This window comes from Dyadobacter psychrotolerans, from assembly GCF_004349265.1.
Classification (GTDB): Bacteria; Bacteroidota; Bacteroidia; order Cytophagales; family Spirosomataceae; genus Dyadobacter; species Dyadobacter psychrotolerans.
The window spans coordinates 185,381-200,509 of the sequence record NZ_SMFL01000005.1 but is presented as its reverse complement, the minus strand read 5'-3'; the positions used below and the strand labels follow the sequence as shown (position 1 = coordinate 200,509).

Sequence of the window (15,129 nt, the reverse complement as noted above, 5' to 3'; positions counted from 1 at the left end):
AATTAATATTTTACAAACTTCTTAAAAAAACCTTTCTCAGAATTTAACATTTAAGCCAAATGTCCAAACCTTGGTAGCCGGTGTAACACCATTATTAACAGCTGTCCCGTTCGTTTCCGGATCCACTCCATTGTACTTTGAAATAAAGCTGGACCAGATTTTAGGCTGCTGAATACTTGTAAAAAGTCTCAGAGATTCCAATCCTAACTTTTTAGTAAAGTTATTGGTAAAAGTGTACCCCGCGTTAACGTTACGAAGTTTAATAAACGATCCGTCGAAGTAAATAAGTGTGGTGTTATACTGCGGAAATTCCTGGCTGCTGAAAGGTCTCGGATATTGAGCGTTTGGATTGTCGGGCGTCCAGTAATCTACTTTGATTTGCTGATAGCGACCTGCCAGGGCGTTGTTATCCTGATGGAAACCACTCACAATTTTTTGTCCAAAGCGTCCGAAGAAGAAGAAAGATAAATCGAATCCTTTGTAAGCGAAACGGTTAGTCAAACCAACACTAAAATCAGGCACATCCGATCCAAGTAAGACGCGGTCCTGTGCGTTAATAATACCGTCATTGTTGGTATCCTGAACTTTCACCTGACCTACACCGGCACCCAATGCGTTGTTTTGATCGCCAGGATAATATTTTTTGGCTTGTTCAGCCTCACTGACCTGCCAGATACCAATTTTTTTGTAGTCAAAGAAAGAGTTAAGTGGCTGTCCGATAAACCATTTGTTTCCGACATCATCCACTTTCCCATTGTAAAGAGAAACGATTGCCTCTTTGTTTTTTGTAAACTGTAAGTCGGTATTCCATTTAAATCCGCCCTTGGTATTAACGTTTGTCGTAGTAATACCAATCTCAATACCTCTGTTTCTTGTTTCTCCCACATTCCGTGTTACTGCGCTGAAACCGATTGATCCCGGAAGCTGGTCAGACAAAAGCAGATCAGTAGTATTAGTCTGATACACTTCCAAAGATCCCTGAACGCGACCGGCAAAAACACTGAAGTCTACACCAATGTTGGTAGAAGCGGAACTTTCCCAACGTAAATCAGGATTTCCGATTGTACCCGGCCGGTAGCCAAATGCGCCTGTATTATCCCAGGCATAAACCGTTCTGCTAAGTAAACCCTGGGTTTGGTAAGGAGCTACACCCTGGTTACCCACTTTACCCCATCCTGCTCTCAATTTAAGCAAGTCCAGCCATGAGGTACCTTTCAGGAAAGGTTCATTGCTGATATTCCAGCCAACCGCAGCACCGGGAAAATTTCCCCATTTGGTGTTTTCACCAAATCGGCTCGAACCGTCACGACGCAATGTCAGCGTTACCAGATATTTATCATTGAAGTCATAGTTAATCCGTCCAAGGAAGGAACTGATGGTCCATTCCGTTAAACCACTAACAGTTTGTAATATCGAACTGGCGTTTCCCATATTAAAATACTGCTGCGTTTCCACAGGAACACCCTGTACCTGGGTGCCGAAATTTTCGGCTCTGTCACGCTGAATAGATTGAACCAGCGTCACGCCCAGATTGTGCTTGTTTGCGAATGATTTGTTGTAACTAAGAATGTTTTCAAGGGTATAGTTAAAGCCGAAAAAATTAAGGTTGCTGGCCTGCGCGTCACCACCTTTCCGGGCATTGGTTTGAGCGCCAACAAACCTACCCCAACGGGAAATGGTAATATCGGGTCCAAAATTAACGCGGTATTTCAACCCATCGAGTATTTGTGCCTCGGCATAAATACTGTTGAAAATTCTGTATCGTTTTGTATTGTCAACCTGTGCACCTTTAACTACCTCGGCAAGCGGATTGGTTAAGAGAGCGTCATTGGTAGGCGCAAAATTGATACTTCCGTCTGCCTTATATGGAGCACCCAGCGGATTTTGCTGAATTGTAAAGCTATATGGATTCAGGTTTTCTCCGTTTCGGTTGCTGAACATCACATAGGAAGAAATACCGACTTTAATTCTTTTATTGATACTATGGTCAATATTTGTTCTGATCGACGTTCTGGTATAATCAAGGCCCTTCGTTATACCTTTATCCTGAAATACACCCGCTGAGATATAAAACTGCGTCTTCTCATTTCCTCCCTGTACGCCTAGGGTATGATTTTGCTGAAATCCTTTTTTCAGAATAAGATCCTGATAATCCGTACTGCGCCCTGCATCAATACCTGCTTTTACATTTGGGTCACCACCTAATACAGCAATTTTTGCGTCGGCTGCAGGATCAGATTTCCCACTTGGCACATAAACACCGTTGGCATCGGTGTAAATAATCTGTCCCTGGCTGTTTTTGGTTGACCGGTATGCCTCTCTTACGTACTCCGCAAACTCAGCGCCATTGAAAAGCTGTATTTTGTTAAGTGCCTGCGATTGGCCAAAGTAAGTATCATAAGTCACCGTTGTCTTTCCTTTTGCGCCACCCCGTTTTGTAGTTACCAGCACAACTCCGTTAGCTCCTCGCGCACCGTAAATAGCTGTGGCAGTTGCGTCTTTCAACACCTCCATTGACTGAATATCGTTGGGATTAATATCCTCATAACCAGCCGCCAGCGGTATTCCATCCACCACATAAAGCGGGTCGTTTCCTGCATTAAATGAACGGCGGCCACGAATAAGAATCTTAGGTACTGTTCCAGGCTTGGAACCTGCCTGGCTCACATCCACACCAGCAGTGCGCCCCTGCAAAGCCTGTCCTAAGTTCGTAATTGGCATTTCCGTAATTTCTTTTGCGGATACAGACGAAATCGCACCGGTTGTCTGGCTTTTCTTTTGCGTACCGTAACCCACCACAACCACTTCCGTAAGCGTTTTTAAATCAACGGCCAGCGTTACAGAAATGTCACTTTTATTGCCAACTTCAATTTCCTGTGTTACAAACCCAACGGCTGAAATTACCAGAACCGCATTGTTATCGGGCACATCAATTTTGAATTTTCCGTCAACATCCGTATTCGTTCCTGACCTCGACCCCTTCACCACAATCGAAACTCCGGGCAAGCCTGTGTTGTCCTCACTTGATAAAATCTGACCGGAAACGGGCCGGTCTATGGCAGTGCCGACAACTGTCGATGGTAAGGCAAGATGGGAACCGTAAGCCACGGACCCAATTCCCATTACACCTACCAGCGCACATTGAAATAAGTACTGCCTGATACTCGTAAAATTTCTTTTCATAAAAAATAGAAGATTAAAGTTTTACTATGAGCCGCCCAATTGTACATTACCAATAACTATAAAAATTGTAAGGATAATCCAATAATTGGCCGTGGTATGAGATTAGATATAAGTGAAGGAATTCGGAAAGAAAGACCAATATTTATTTACGCAATCGTTATCGGGAACGTTGCCAATATAGAAACAATCAAATAAATAATTGTATAATACTGGTTACATATCTTAGTTATGTAACTTTTCGCATGATAGTGCAACCGATTACATTTATTATTATTTCAATATTTAATAACATTAAAATAAAGTTAAAAAATCTGAATAATTACAATTATTCCCGGAATTTGATTTTAAATAACTAAAAATCAATTGTTTAAAAATTCAGTCATACTGTACTTAAAAACAATATTTTTTCCAACAAAAAAAGCGCCAATAAAGGCGCTCCGTAAGATTTATCAAAGCAAAGGGTGAGATCCTTGTTCTCAGGAACAAATTTCTAATGAACTAATAGTTACATCCATAAAAATATACAATTTTGAAACTACCGGTTACAAAAGTTTTTCACCTCCTGTTTTGCAGCTTATGCACCTAATTCTTGGTTGAAATTTATGCTTCTTTTTTTCAATCTTTATCTCGATAAGCTATTTGCCCGGATAAGCAGCGGTCAGCAGGGTCGCCCAAGGCATGTAGCCGGAATTATATGCTTCAGGCCTGGTTTTATCCAGCGCCTTTTTTGTGTACGGCATTTCCATTTTCATCCGGTCGTGATAGTGATGATAGGGCCTTTCGTAGATCGGCGAAAATTTGCCCCGTCCAATGGAAGAGATGCTATCACCGAAGACCTTTTTACCCTGGAAAGTTGTATACTTCTCATATTTAACATCCTCACCAAGCATATACTTTGCCGTGTATTCATACCCCAAAGCCAGTCGGTTTTGGTAAGCCGAGTATAAATCCCGGCCCTGCTTCCACGCAATTTCGCAAACAGTTGCTAAAAATCCCAGCCCCATCTGCGCATGCCCCTGGTCGCGACCACTTTCCTGACACTGGCCCCCTTCATTAAAATAGTTGTCAATCGCTCCGTTTGATTCTCCGTTTAAAATCTGGTTGTAAGCAAGATTGAAGATATCGCTGCGGTCCATGTAAACGCCGATACACATAACTGTCTGGGCGATGGCCGCGTCCCAGTTGCCATTGTATCCCGGCATAAAATCTTTAAGCAACGGATACCAGATGTTTATAACCATTTTTTCAAAGGCTTGCTGATCTTTTTTTGCCCAACCTTTATAAGTATGCTTGATCAGTTCGGCCGCATTCAGGAATTTTATCCCAACCATTCCGACCAGCAATTTCTTATTACCATCCGTTACCGAATCCAGCGAATAGGACCACCCATTGATTATTTCTATCGATTTCTCTGCAAAAGCTTTATCACCGGTTACAATATATTGTATGGCAGCGGTATACGCAGCATCTCCGTCTTTGCGGAAATCCGTACCACCAACATCAGGTTTACTGTAAAAGCCGACAACGATAACTTTTGTCGGTTTGGCTTTCCATGTCAATTGTGCTTCGGGAGATTTTCGCAGTGTTTCCCAGGCTGATTTCCATGGCTCCTGCCCTGCCTTTATCTTTGCTTTTAAAAATTTAAAATCGGCTGAATTGTTCAGCATGCCGGGATGCGTGAACTGGGCAGCAGCGCTGAATGAAATGATAAAAAATAAAAGCAGACAGATGTTGTTTTTCATGTTTGAGATTTGATAATGTGCAATTATTGTTCCCGATCGTTTTAAAAAGACGAGTCACAAGGCGTTCATATGGAATGCAGTTATTATTTTAATTCTATTTTCTACCGACGAGATCTGCCTAAGCAGATTAAATAAAAGGCCATTTCTTGTAAGACATAGCTTGTTGGCTTTCAGGAAATTTTGAGCAGAGGTACCTCTTGTAGGTAGAAATACTGGTAACGCTGCAATCAGTGTTCCGTCGGAACACCTTGTGTTTTATCATGCAAAAAAAACATTCCCCTACTTCTCTACCACTTCATAAATTACCAGATCGGACGGCTCCGGATAAGGCTTTGGCCTGGGTTTATCCTGAAAGGTTGGTAAAGTTTGCCATTGCATGGTGAACCTTCCGGTATTATCCATTCGTCTTTGCAGCGTCATATCCTTCGCCAAAACAGGTATCGGGATAGCGGGAGCGACAGCAGGTTTTTCCGGTAAAGTCTCTTTTACTTTTAAAGAATTTTTATCCAAAACCCAGCTACCTGAACCATATTTTTCATGCATAAATCGTGCTGTAACGGTACTGTTTCCTCCATCAATCACACCTGAAATAGCAACGGAATTACTCAAAGAACCACCCCGGTTTAAATCCCAGGTAAAATCTTCCCAGCTACTGATCTGATATGTCTGCCAAAGGCCTTTTTCCCAGCGACTGATGAACACCTGACTGACTCCGCTTTTGTCAAACTTATGATAGCTGATGTACGGCACCTTTTCTTTGTCCCAGCTGATCTGAAAGCTCATGTTGATCAGTCCGTTCCATGGCGCAACAGGATCAACAACTGCTTTGTTATCACTCCATTTAACCGGTAAGGCTATTTTATCTCCCTTCATATTTTCCCACGAAAGCAGATCCTTGCTTCGGATGCAGGAAAGGTTATGGTTGGTATTGGCAATCGGGGAAAGTCGCCACATCCAGATAATGTAAAAATAACCATCCGGACCAGGCTGTGGATTGGACATGTAGGCATTCGATTCTTTTTCACCATCAAAAAATGGTGTATCAAACAACCCGTTCCAGGTTTTACTTTCAGCGCTGTATTTGTTCCAATACGTTATTCCGTCGCCGCTGCCGCCGTTTCGATATTGAAAATAAAGCTCACCTTTTTGGTCTTTAAAGAAAACAGGATATGTAGCCCGTTCCTCATTTTTGCCTGTCATGGACAGTTTTTCAAACATTTCGATATTCTCCGGTTTTTCTGACCTGAAGTAAATCAGCGGTACGCCGTGCATGTTTCCCGAAACATGTATAAACCCGTTTTTATCCAGGATCATATCGATGTAATTGTGACTGTCCCACTTCACCTTTGTTGGCAGGATTGTTTTTTTCCAGTCTTTCGACGTTAACGGCCGCTGAGCAATGACCATATTCCGCGCAGTGTCGTAGTAACAGATATACTGAAATTTTTCAGTGGTAATGATGTCGAAACCCACCGGATGCCCCGACCAGACCTTGTCAACCGGAATGGCAACTGACTTTCCGGATTGTTTTTGTGCATAAACTGTTGAACAGCATAACAGACAAAAAAGCAATACAGCTCTTAAAGGATAATCTTTTAAAATATCTATTTTACCTTCCATTCTGAAAGTGGTTTGGTTGTGATTTCACGAGTTGAGTTTGTAAAATATGCATTGAAGTTTTCTTCCGTATTGGCAGGAATAACAGCTTCAAATCCTACAAACTGTGTGTTTGGATTAGCTGCGTCGTAATCGTGTGTGGGTGTTGTCGGCCAGGTCTTAATTTCAATTTTTGCTTTTGTATCAAAAACCAACAACATTTTTTTACCATTTTGTGAAAGTTCGACCGTCTTGCCATCCACAATTTTCACATCTGCCGGAGTCAGTAAATTCCACCGCATTATAGTTGGTTTATCCGATGTTTTTATTTCATCCCGGATCACCACATACTTTTCATCCCGAATAGAGATTCCTCTTTTTGCGGAAGCAACCTGCCCTTCAAACATCTGAGAAAGATCGGTCATGACTGCCAGCTGTGAAGGTTCTTCCGACCATTTATCAATTTTTGCAAAACCTTTGGCATTCATCAGCTGGCCGTCAAAGGATAAGGTATTGTGTGCAAAGTTGTTGAGCCTGAAAACTTCCCATCTCTGTGATTTCTGCGTACGGTTCCAAAGATCGACACCCTTGCTTTCCAGCGAATTGTATTCCTGCATTCCAAAATCCATCGCCCATCTCTCACCCTGCGCATCAATTACGAAAGACCCCTCATCCATATGCGCGTGATTCACGGAAGGAGAACCGGTTTTGACCCCAACAAAAATGGCGTTCGGATCTGTCCAGGATGTACGCATCAATCCAACCGGGGAAGGCCCCTGCCCTACCCAAACTTTTTTCACAGGTGGTTTTACGGCCGACAAATCGGTTTTCACGCCCCAAACCAGAAGAGCCGGCAAAAGACGGTTGTTTACATAACTATTGGAACTTGTGGTCAGTAATTTTTTCTGGCTCCACAAAAGGGAAGGATCTTTCACTTTTTCCGCAAACCAGAACATGGCAGGACTTAAACCATCTTTTAAACCACTGTCTCCCCAGTTATGGGCAAGACCCGTTGGCCCTACCAGGTTTTCCAGAAACCCGGCAGTTTTCAGAAATCCGGGAGATTGTGACAAGCCGAAGTCAGTTCCCAATGCCTTTTCCACAGCGCTGACAAATAACACATTAAAGCTGGTCCCATAATCCCAATAGCTAAATCCTTCCGGATAGGCTCCATCGGGCTGGTAGGACGTGATCATCGATTTTGGCAAAGTTTCCACAGCCCGACTGATGGTTTTGGCGGCAAGCTCCGGCTCATCTTCCGCAATGGCAAGTGCACCAAAAGTCATTCCTGCATTGCAGACCTGGTTCCAGTTGTGCTCAGCAGTTAAAAACCAGTTGAAATCTTTATTATAAGAAGGTTCGATTCCTTTTGTAACGATTGCCTGACGGATCGTTTTCCGAGTTTCAGCTGACAAATTATTGTAAAGCCAGTCGTATCCGATCGCAACAGCCATTGTCATCTCGGCGACGTCCAAAAAATGGGAAGGATTCCAGTCTTCAAACGCTGAGATGCCCAGAAGTTCTTTCTCCGCTCTGTTTAAATATTTGGCGTCCCCGGTTGTCCGGTAGGCATAAGAAAGCTGGAACAAACGCCGAAGTGCTTCCCTGGATTTTCCTAAAAGTCTCCTGCCGGTTTTTATTCTTTCAACCGGCGGCAGGTCAATAATCTTATCACATTCTTTTAAAATTTCCTGGTGGATTCCGCTCCATTCCTTATGCTTTTTAATTTGGGAAAGCAGCGATTGTTCTTCACCTTTCAGCAAAAGCAAACGCGGATGCGATTTTTTGAGTGATTTTAAAACATCTGTCCCGGCAACAGTAACAGGTTGACTTTGCCCGAAAGCTGAAACAGTAACAAATAAGGCTAAAAGGATCAGGATTTTTTTCATTTTCAGAAGATTCCATTGGTGAGTAAAAGCAGGCTGTTTTCGTTCTTTCCGGAGGATTTGATCAGGTGTGAAATATCGACGTCCGGATATTTTCCGGAAACTGCCTGCGCCAGTTGTATGAACCCGTCCGGTTGCATGGGTTTGATTTGAGTCGTTTTCCACTCTTTTTTCTTTTCTGCAAAAGGCAGCATCCAGATTAAAGCAGACTTTAAACTTTTACCACCCTGACTTACGTAATGAAAAAGATCTTCATCTACCTTTTCTGCCAAAGCTGCCAGAACAAAAAAACCGATCAGATTCATTTGAGAATAATTCCAGGAAAGTGTCCTCGCAAGTTCATGCGGCTGACTGCCATCCTCTTTCAGCTGGCTTTCAATCCGTTTTTTTGTCTGTTCGTTTAGTATTTTTTTTGCAAGATCAGGCTGGCCTGTGAAAAGTGCCATCGAAACTACCTGCACATCATACCAGGTACCATGATTATTAAACTCATCCGCTTCGTCCAAGCCGATCGGACTGGTTGTCATCCAGTTAAAAAATGCTTTGTACCAATCCTGTATACCTTTATAATCGGCGGCAGGTAAACTTTTTGAATCTTTTACAAGCAGCACACCATCGATCAGCTTGCCCAGATTTCGGGTATCGATGATTCCAATTCCCCTGCCATCCATCTTTCCGGGTATTGCCTGACCGAAGTTCAGGTTTGGGTTCATCCTTGTTTGCGGATCTAAAAACCAGACTTTGAGCAACCTGGCAGCATGGTCTGAATATTTTTTATCATCGGTGAAAAACCAGGCTAGCCCCAGGGTGTGCACATCTTCACACAAAGCAGTATGATAATCCGCATCTTTAATCGAATAACGTTCCGGATTAACCTGACCGTCCTTCCTGATATAGGGTAAGCCATCCGTTTTGGAAGAATCTGGCCACCAGTAGGGGCCCACACTCATGTAATCATGTTTGTCGCCGCTGGGCGGAACCTTGGTTTTATAGGTAACCGAATAAGGCCCTTTGGCCAGTGCTTTAGCCGCTTCGCTGACCAGGTCTGCCAAGGCTTTTCTCAGGGCAGGGTCACCCTTTTTAATTTTTGCTTTGTTACTTTGCAATAGTTCACCGCGGAGCAGGAAAGTTTGTGGTTTGGGAGAATCTGAACCGACTGCCGGATTGGATAACGCTGAAGTGCAGAATATTCCAAGAACAACGAGCATCAATTCAAAGACAACACTTTTTGTATAAAACATCCTGGAATAGATTAAATTGAAACTGAATAGCTTACTTCATAATAATAAACCTCTCACTGCTAATCCTTTGCTGCTCGGCAGCATTTCCGTTTCCTGCAAAAATATTTTTATCTGCACGGATATTTTTCCCTGCATAAGATTCAACACCAAAGCCGTTATTGTACTGAATCGTGTTGCCATTGACGGTAACATTTTCTGATCCCGATGATAGAAATTCCGACATCACTCCGCTCCGGTCGTTTCCTTCAATCAGGTTGTTTTCAACTTTGACGTTGTTTGATTCTGTGATCAGCACGCCATACCAGGCATTTCGGGCGATTTCACTGTTGGCGACCAAAACATCCCGGCAATGACCCAATGCAACTCCGCTGCCAAAAGGTGAAGTATCAAGCCTGCTGTCTTTTATTGTTACTTTTGAGCAGTGCGTTAACAAAAGATTGTGCTGAAGCTGCGGCCCGGGCACCACACTGGACCCGTTTTCTTCAAGATTACAATTGAGGATATTTACGTTTTCAGCCCCGCTTATAAAAACGCCGTTGTAAGTGCAGTTTTTTACGGTGACGTTTTCAAGGGTGATATTTTTCATTTGTCCAGCCTTCTGTCCCAGGAACATAATCCCACCCCTGTTTGCAGTACTTCGGAATGACCGTGTACTGTTTGGATCCGAATGAATCTCTGTTTTCAAAGCACCTTCTATCACCAGATCACGAATTGTGATATTGGTCAGATCCGGTTCAGCATTTACAATAGCATCTCTGACACCGGAAGCAGGATCGAGAAAAAGAATGGTTTCAATACCTTCTCCGGCCAGGGTAACATCATTTGGAATTCTCAGCGTGCGGGGCAGTGTATGAACGCCCGCTTTTGCAATGACCACAACCTGTTTTCCTGCACCAGCGTTAAGCGCATCCTGAATCGACTTACCCGGTTCCACAAAAACTGCTGACGGACGTGGAGTTACTTTTTCACTGGCTTTTGCACCGGTTATTTTCACATCGGCTTTCAAAATAGAAAGTTTGAGCGTTTTTGCTTTTCCATCAGGCGCTCGTCTCGAAGTAAGCACACTAACGGTGGCATTTTTTCTCGCTGAATCGGCAGCCTGACTGGTAAAAGGAAGAGAGAGGCCTTTCGATTTGTAATGATTGTAAACATATTCGTAATCATCCCGAAATGATTTGGCGCGTTCGGAAATGATACCGTAGCTGTGCGGCTTTTTTCCCAGGAGAAATTCAGAAGTATATTCATATCCGAGGGCGAGCCTGTTATTGCCAATGGAAAAAAGGTCGACATTTTGCGTCCAGGCGATGTGCGCCGCTCCTGCAAATTCGCCTAAACCTAGCTGAACATGTCCCTGGTCACGGGTCGTTTCCTGGCATTGGCCACTGGGATAAATGTATTTAAAAATGCTTCCGTTAACCGGCCCATGAAGAAAGTGGCCGACGGCGTTATCAAACATCTTTCGGTTGTCTGTAAAAATGCCGATAGCCATAATGGAATGAATGATGGCGCCGTCCCAGTTGCCGTTAGCCTGGGGGAAATAATATCTGAATAAAGGATAGTAAACCGTCATGAGCATATTGGAAAAGCGGTCGATGTCCTGCTTTTTCCAGCCAGCATTATTGTAGCGTAAGATTTCTGCCGCATTACACCAGACGTGCCCGGTCCAGGCAGCGAGTAGTTTGGCATCGTTGTAATCCAGGTCCCATATCACCGGCGACCAGGCATTAATTATTTCAATTGCTTTATCTGCATAGGGTTTTTCTCCGGTTATGTACCAAACAAGTGCACAGTTGTAGGCCATGTTTGCACCCTTCGAAAGATCATCGCCGCCAATGTTAGGCTTTCCGTAGGATCCGCGCAGCACGTGTGTGTAAGTCTTTATTTCGAAATTAAGATCTGTTTTCTTTTTGAGTTTTTCAAAAGCATCTTTCCAGGGTTGTTCACTTTTGAGAACCTGCTGTTTCATATAAGCCAGATCTGCGGCAGTTTGGTTAATGCCCGGATGGACGAAATTCTGGGCAGCTATCCTATCCGGAATCAATAGGGATACTATTGAAATCAGGAAGATTTTACAGAATATTTTCATGTCAGGTTTAGGGGTGTCGGAAAATTCCGGCCTTAAAATGATTTCCCGCAGATAAAACTTTCATCTGCGGGAAATTTACTCATGTTCAAATGTGAAACCGGTTACTTCATCGTGTAACGTTTGATGCTGATCTTTGCGCTTTTGGTTGCGTTATTAATTGAATTAATATAAATATACGCTCTGTATTTACCATCCGCAGTTTCAACCCAGGTTCCGGCTTCCGCTCTCAAATTGATGGCGTAATCCACCGCTGTGGAGAGATCCAGTTTCTGAAAATCCAGATCATCGATATAAATACCATATTGCAAACGCGCAAGATGGAAGTCTCTCAAAGCCCATACTTTTTGAACTTTTGCAGTACGGTTTACGCCGGCAGGAAGGGTAACATTCGGCAGATAAGTTTTAGCCGAAGGTGCAACCAATCCGTGCGTAAACGTGATGTTCGGTATGGCACGATACAAATAAACCAGATCAATTTTAGCAGCATTTGCAGTGGCCTGCGTTGGATTGTAAACAGCCAGATCTTCAATAGAAATATAGGCAGCTGAGCTATCTTTTACGTCCAGATCCAGTACCATATCCATTTCAGCTATTTTGTATGGCCCCATGTTGTAGGTCACGCTCTGGCCATTGCTTGCAGTTGCCGAGAATTTAAACGACACTTCTTTGCCTTTTGCGCTGGTTGGAATACGATAGAAGTACCGCAAAGTTGCCGCCATTGTATCCTTGGTAAAGGTTACCGTGGTTTTTCCTCCGCTATTCACCGACTTGCTTCCTACTTCAATACCAACATCCACGCCGCTTGAATTGGTGTAGTATGATTTGTTATCCAAATAAGTAGTTTCTGCACCGGCAATAGATGCTTCAACCTCTGCCGAAACCAGTTTACCCATAGACTTTGGCAAAGCCATTGCATAAGCAAATTCGATATTGAGTCCTGTCAGATTCGGCCCCAATGTCCTTTTGATCACATCATTCTGAAGCTCCTGTGGAAGCGTCGGAATTGCGTATTCTTCTTCTTCGCAGGATGACATAACTGTCATTACGGAAAGAGAAAAGAATAAATATGTTAAAAATTTATATTTCATAATTGCTCTAATTTTAGAATTACGGTTTTTGAACTGTAATATTCACCTTGTAGGTTTTTCTGATTTGCCGGTTTCCGGAAACTACAGTGTACTGTTTCGGATTTGCCAGATCAGAAAAATCTGTTTTCCCCGTAATCTTAGGTTCCAGTTTAGCATCAGTTACCAGGGTGAACTGCGGGTAAACGTTTTTAAGATCCGTACCGTAAAACACCTCTACTGTAACTGTCTGAGCAGTGGTGTCTATAACCGCGTTCGACGTTCTTACCGTTTGCAGATCACTACCCAGCAGCTCGAAATTACTTACATAACACTGCGTTCTGGTGGTGATAAGCAGCCCGTCCTCATCTACAGGAAAGTCTTCTTTGCAGGCAACCATAGCAAAGGTTGTAAGAAGGACTGCGCATATTATTCTGATATTTTTAATCATTGTATTTCAGTTTATATATTTTACAAAATCCCTTTTTATAACCAGGGCGTATTTTGTGTCAGATTAGGATTACGGTCACGTTCTCCAGGCGGAATACGGAAAATGTAATTCTGCTGGTAAACTCTTTCTGAAGAGTTTTGGAAATACTGCTGCATGTTTGCACCATGTGAATCGATTCTCCAGACACCTACACCGTAAGGTGCGCCCCAGATTCTTTCCTGAGCTCTCCAGCGGCGAATATCAAATCCACGCTGACCTTCGGCAACGAGTTCAACGATACGTTCCTGTTCAATTGCTGCAAAAAATGCATCGGCATTTGCAGTTTTGTCTGCTTTAAGTGCAGGAAGATTTCCACGGCGACGGACTCTGTTTACCAGCGCAATTGCATCAGCCTGAGGGCCTGAAACGAAATTGGTTGCTTCTGCATACATCAAAAACACATCTGCCAAACGCATAACCGGGAAATTGTAGTCACCATCGGCACGTCCCTGTCCCGCATAATTCCTAACAAATTTTCTGAACACATAACCTGAGTTAGTACCATCAGTATTATAAGTTGTATAAGGTACTCCACCAATCGTAATGGCTGCATTCCATGTTTTATATACATAAGGAACCATACCGGTTGATTTCAAACCTGCAAGACCAACGCTCATTTCATAATCCCACATGATTGTCGATTTCATTCTGTAATCCCGGTTACGGTAACTGTTTGGATTTACCGCTGAGTTTGCCGCAGTTCTTGCACCCGCAGTTGTCGGGTTCATTGGGATCAGCTTCGTAGCAAAATCACCTGTGATTGTTGATTGATATCTGTCTGCGATTTCATAACGCGGAGAAACCCAAAGCTGAGAACCCTCATGCGAACGTCCTGAAAAATCTCTCATCAATTCTTCTCCCTGACCGGTACCTGTTCCACCGTGCGTGAAACCCATGATGATTTCCGGGTCGTTGTTAGCCACCGGCATAAACAGGTAAAAGTAGTTAGGTAACTTATCCGCCTTGCCCAAGGAATCAATTTCGCCCGGTTCACCGTTCCGGAAAAGCGTCAGACCGTAGTCATTGATTACACTTTTAAAATCCGCTGCAGCTGCGGTATAAGCTGCTGTTGCAGCAGCAGGAGTTGGTTTGAAAGTATCCAGTTCAGGCCAGCCAAATTTGTTCCATGATGCCCAGTAAAGCTGTAATTTACCACGGAAAGCAAGCGCCGCAGGTTTGCCGGCACGTCCGGTAGCAACAGCTTTTACAGGAAGCTTGTTATACGCATAGGTAAAATCAGCCATGATCGAATCCTTCACCTGCGCAATCGGAAGTCTTGTCAAATTAGAAACTTCCGCATTCTCATTGATCACTTTGCTGATGTAAGGTACGTCACCCCACATGGAAATAAGTTTAAAATAAACCATCCCGCGAAGCAACTTTGCCTCACCAACAATTGCTTCCAGTTTCGCAACCGATTCAGGTTTTGCAGTCAGAAGCATTCTGTTTACGTTTTCAATTACGTAGTTAGTACGGTTAACACCTCCGTACAGGTAACGGTACATTTTATCAAAACTACCTGCATAACCGGATGGATTGTAGTTCCCGTCATGATAAGCGTCACCCAATCTCAGGTTACCGCTGGTTGAGCTGATTCCGCGGGTACGAACATATTCTCCGTGTCCGTCAAGATAATAATCGCGGTCAAAAAGCGGTCTAACCGACGCGTACGCGCCTTGCAAAGCAAAGGTGGCATCGTCTTCGGTTTTCCAGAAAGCATTTGCGCCAAGCTCCGTGGTCGGTTCCTGCTGCAGCAGATCACTTGTGCAGGAGCCTGCTCCAAGCATCAGGCCAACCAGAGCGAATGCCGATATTATAGAAGTTATTTTTTTCATTTTCAT

General features: G+C 43.5%; 9 protein-coding genes. All 9 read right to left on the bottom strand.

The genetic code is table 11. The annotated features are described in order from the left end of the window. Positions 1–36 precede the first annotated feature (36 nt). Positions 37–3,183: a SusC/RagA family TonB-linked outer membrane protein gene (locus E0F88_RS15220; protein WP_229213780.1), complete on the bottom strand. Its 3,147-nt coding sequence runs from the start codon at positions 3,181–3,183 to the stop codon at positions 37–39. A 635-nt stretch (positions 3,184–3,818) separates the two neighbouring features. Beyond that, on the bottom strand, positions 3,819–4,925 hold the full coding sequence (locus E0F88_RS15215; protein WP_131959128.1) for an alginate lyase family protein: 1,107 nt from the start codon (positions 4,923–4,925) through the stop codon (positions 3,819–3,821). Between the two features lie 279 nt (positions 4,926–5,204). Then, on the bottom strand, positions 5,205–6,545 hold the full coding sequence (locus E0F88_RS15210; RefSeq protein ID WP_131959127.1) for a BNR repeat-containing protein: 1,341 nt from the start codon (positions 6,543–6,545) through the stop codon (positions 5,205–5,207). Continuing rightward, positions 6,530–8,410, bottom strand: coding sequence for a DUF4962 domain-containing protein (locus E0F88_RS15205; protein ID WP_131959126.1), 1,881 nt, complete (start codon positions 8,408–8,410; stop codon positions 6,530–6,532). The genes E0F88_RS15210 and E0F88_RS15205 overlap by 16 nt, the downstream gene beginning before the upstream one ends. Positions 8,411–8,412: 2 nt before the next feature. Next, the gene (locus E0F88_RS15200; RefSeq protein WP_229213779.1) at positions 8,413–9,648 is read right to left on the bottom strand and encodes an alginate lyase family protein; all 1,236 of its coding nucleotides are present in this window, start codon (positions 9,646–9,648) and stop codon (positions 8,413–8,415) included. A gap of 31 nt (positions 9,649–9,679) precedes the next feature. Next, on the bottom strand, positions 9,680–11,734 hold the full coding sequence (locus E0F88_RS15195) for a right-handed parallel beta-helix repeat-containing protein (protein ID WP_131959125.1): 2,055 nt from the start codon (positions 11,732–11,734) through the stop codon (positions 9,680–9,682). A gap of 101 nt (positions 11,735–11,835) precedes the next feature. Beyond that, positions 11,836–12,822 (bottom strand): DUF4466 family protein, encoded by a 987-nt coding sequence (locus tag E0F88_RS15190; RefSeq protein WP_131959124.1) that lies wholly within the window; start codon positions 12,820–12,822, stop codon positions 11,836–11,838. A 19-nt stretch (positions 12,823–12,841) separates the two neighbouring features. Further along, positions 12,842–13,249, bottom strand: a complete 408-nt coding sequence (locus tag E0F88_RS15185) for an SGBP N-terminal domain-containing protein (RefSeq protein ID WP_181956092.1) — start codon at positions 13,247–13,249, stop codon at positions 12,842–12,844. 35 nt (positions 13,250–13,284) lie between these two features. Next, complete coding sequence (locus E0F88_RS15180; protein WP_131959123.1) at positions 13,285–15,123, bottom strand: RagB/SusD family nutrient uptake outer membrane protein; 1,839 nt, start codon at positions 15,121–15,123, stop codon at positions 13,285–13,287. Between the last annotated feature and the right edge of the window lie 6 nt (positions 15,124–15,129).

What these genes read in the sequence shown, in the direction of transcription:
- E0F88_RS15180 (WP_131959123.1), bottom strand. Translation starts at nt 15,123, where the DNA reads ATGAAAAAAATAACTTCTATAATATCGGCATTCGCTCTGGTTGGCCTG.
- E0F88_RS15205 (WP_131959126.1), bottom strand. Translation starts at nt 8,410, where the DNA reads ATGAAAAAAATCCTGATCCTTTTAGCCTTATTTGTTACTGTTTCAGCT.
- E0F88_RS15210 (WP_131959127.1), bottom strand. Translation starts at nt 6,545, where the DNA reads ATGGAAGGTAAAATAGATATTTTAAAAGATTATCCTTTAAGAGCTGTA.
- E0F88_RS15190 (WP_131959124.1), bottom strand. Translation starts at nt 12,822, where the DNA reads ATGAAATATAAATTTTTAACATATTTATTCTTTTCTCTTTCCGTAATG.
- E0F88_RS15220 (WP_229213780.1), bottom strand. Translation starts at nt 3,183, where the DNA reads ATGAAAAGAAATTTTACGAGTATCAGGCAGTACTTATTTCAATGTGCG.
- E0F88_RS15215 (WP_131959128.1), bottom strand. Translation starts at nt 4,925, where the DNA reads ATGAAAAACAACATCTGTCTGCTTTTATTTTTTATCATTTCATTCAGC.
- E0F88_RS15185 (WP_181956092.1), bottom strand. Translation starts at nt 13,249, where the DNA reads ATGATTAAAAATATCAGAATAATATGCGCAGTCCTTCTTACAACCTTT.
- E0F88_RS15200 (WP_229213779.1), bottom strand. Translation starts at nt 9,648, where the DNA reads ATGTTTTATACAAAAAGTGTTGTCTTTGAATTGATGCTCGTTGTTCTT.
- E0F88_RS15195 (WP_131959125.1), bottom strand. Translation starts at nt 11,734, where the DNA reads ATGAAAATATTCTGTAAAATCTTCCTGATTTCAATAGTATCCCTATTG.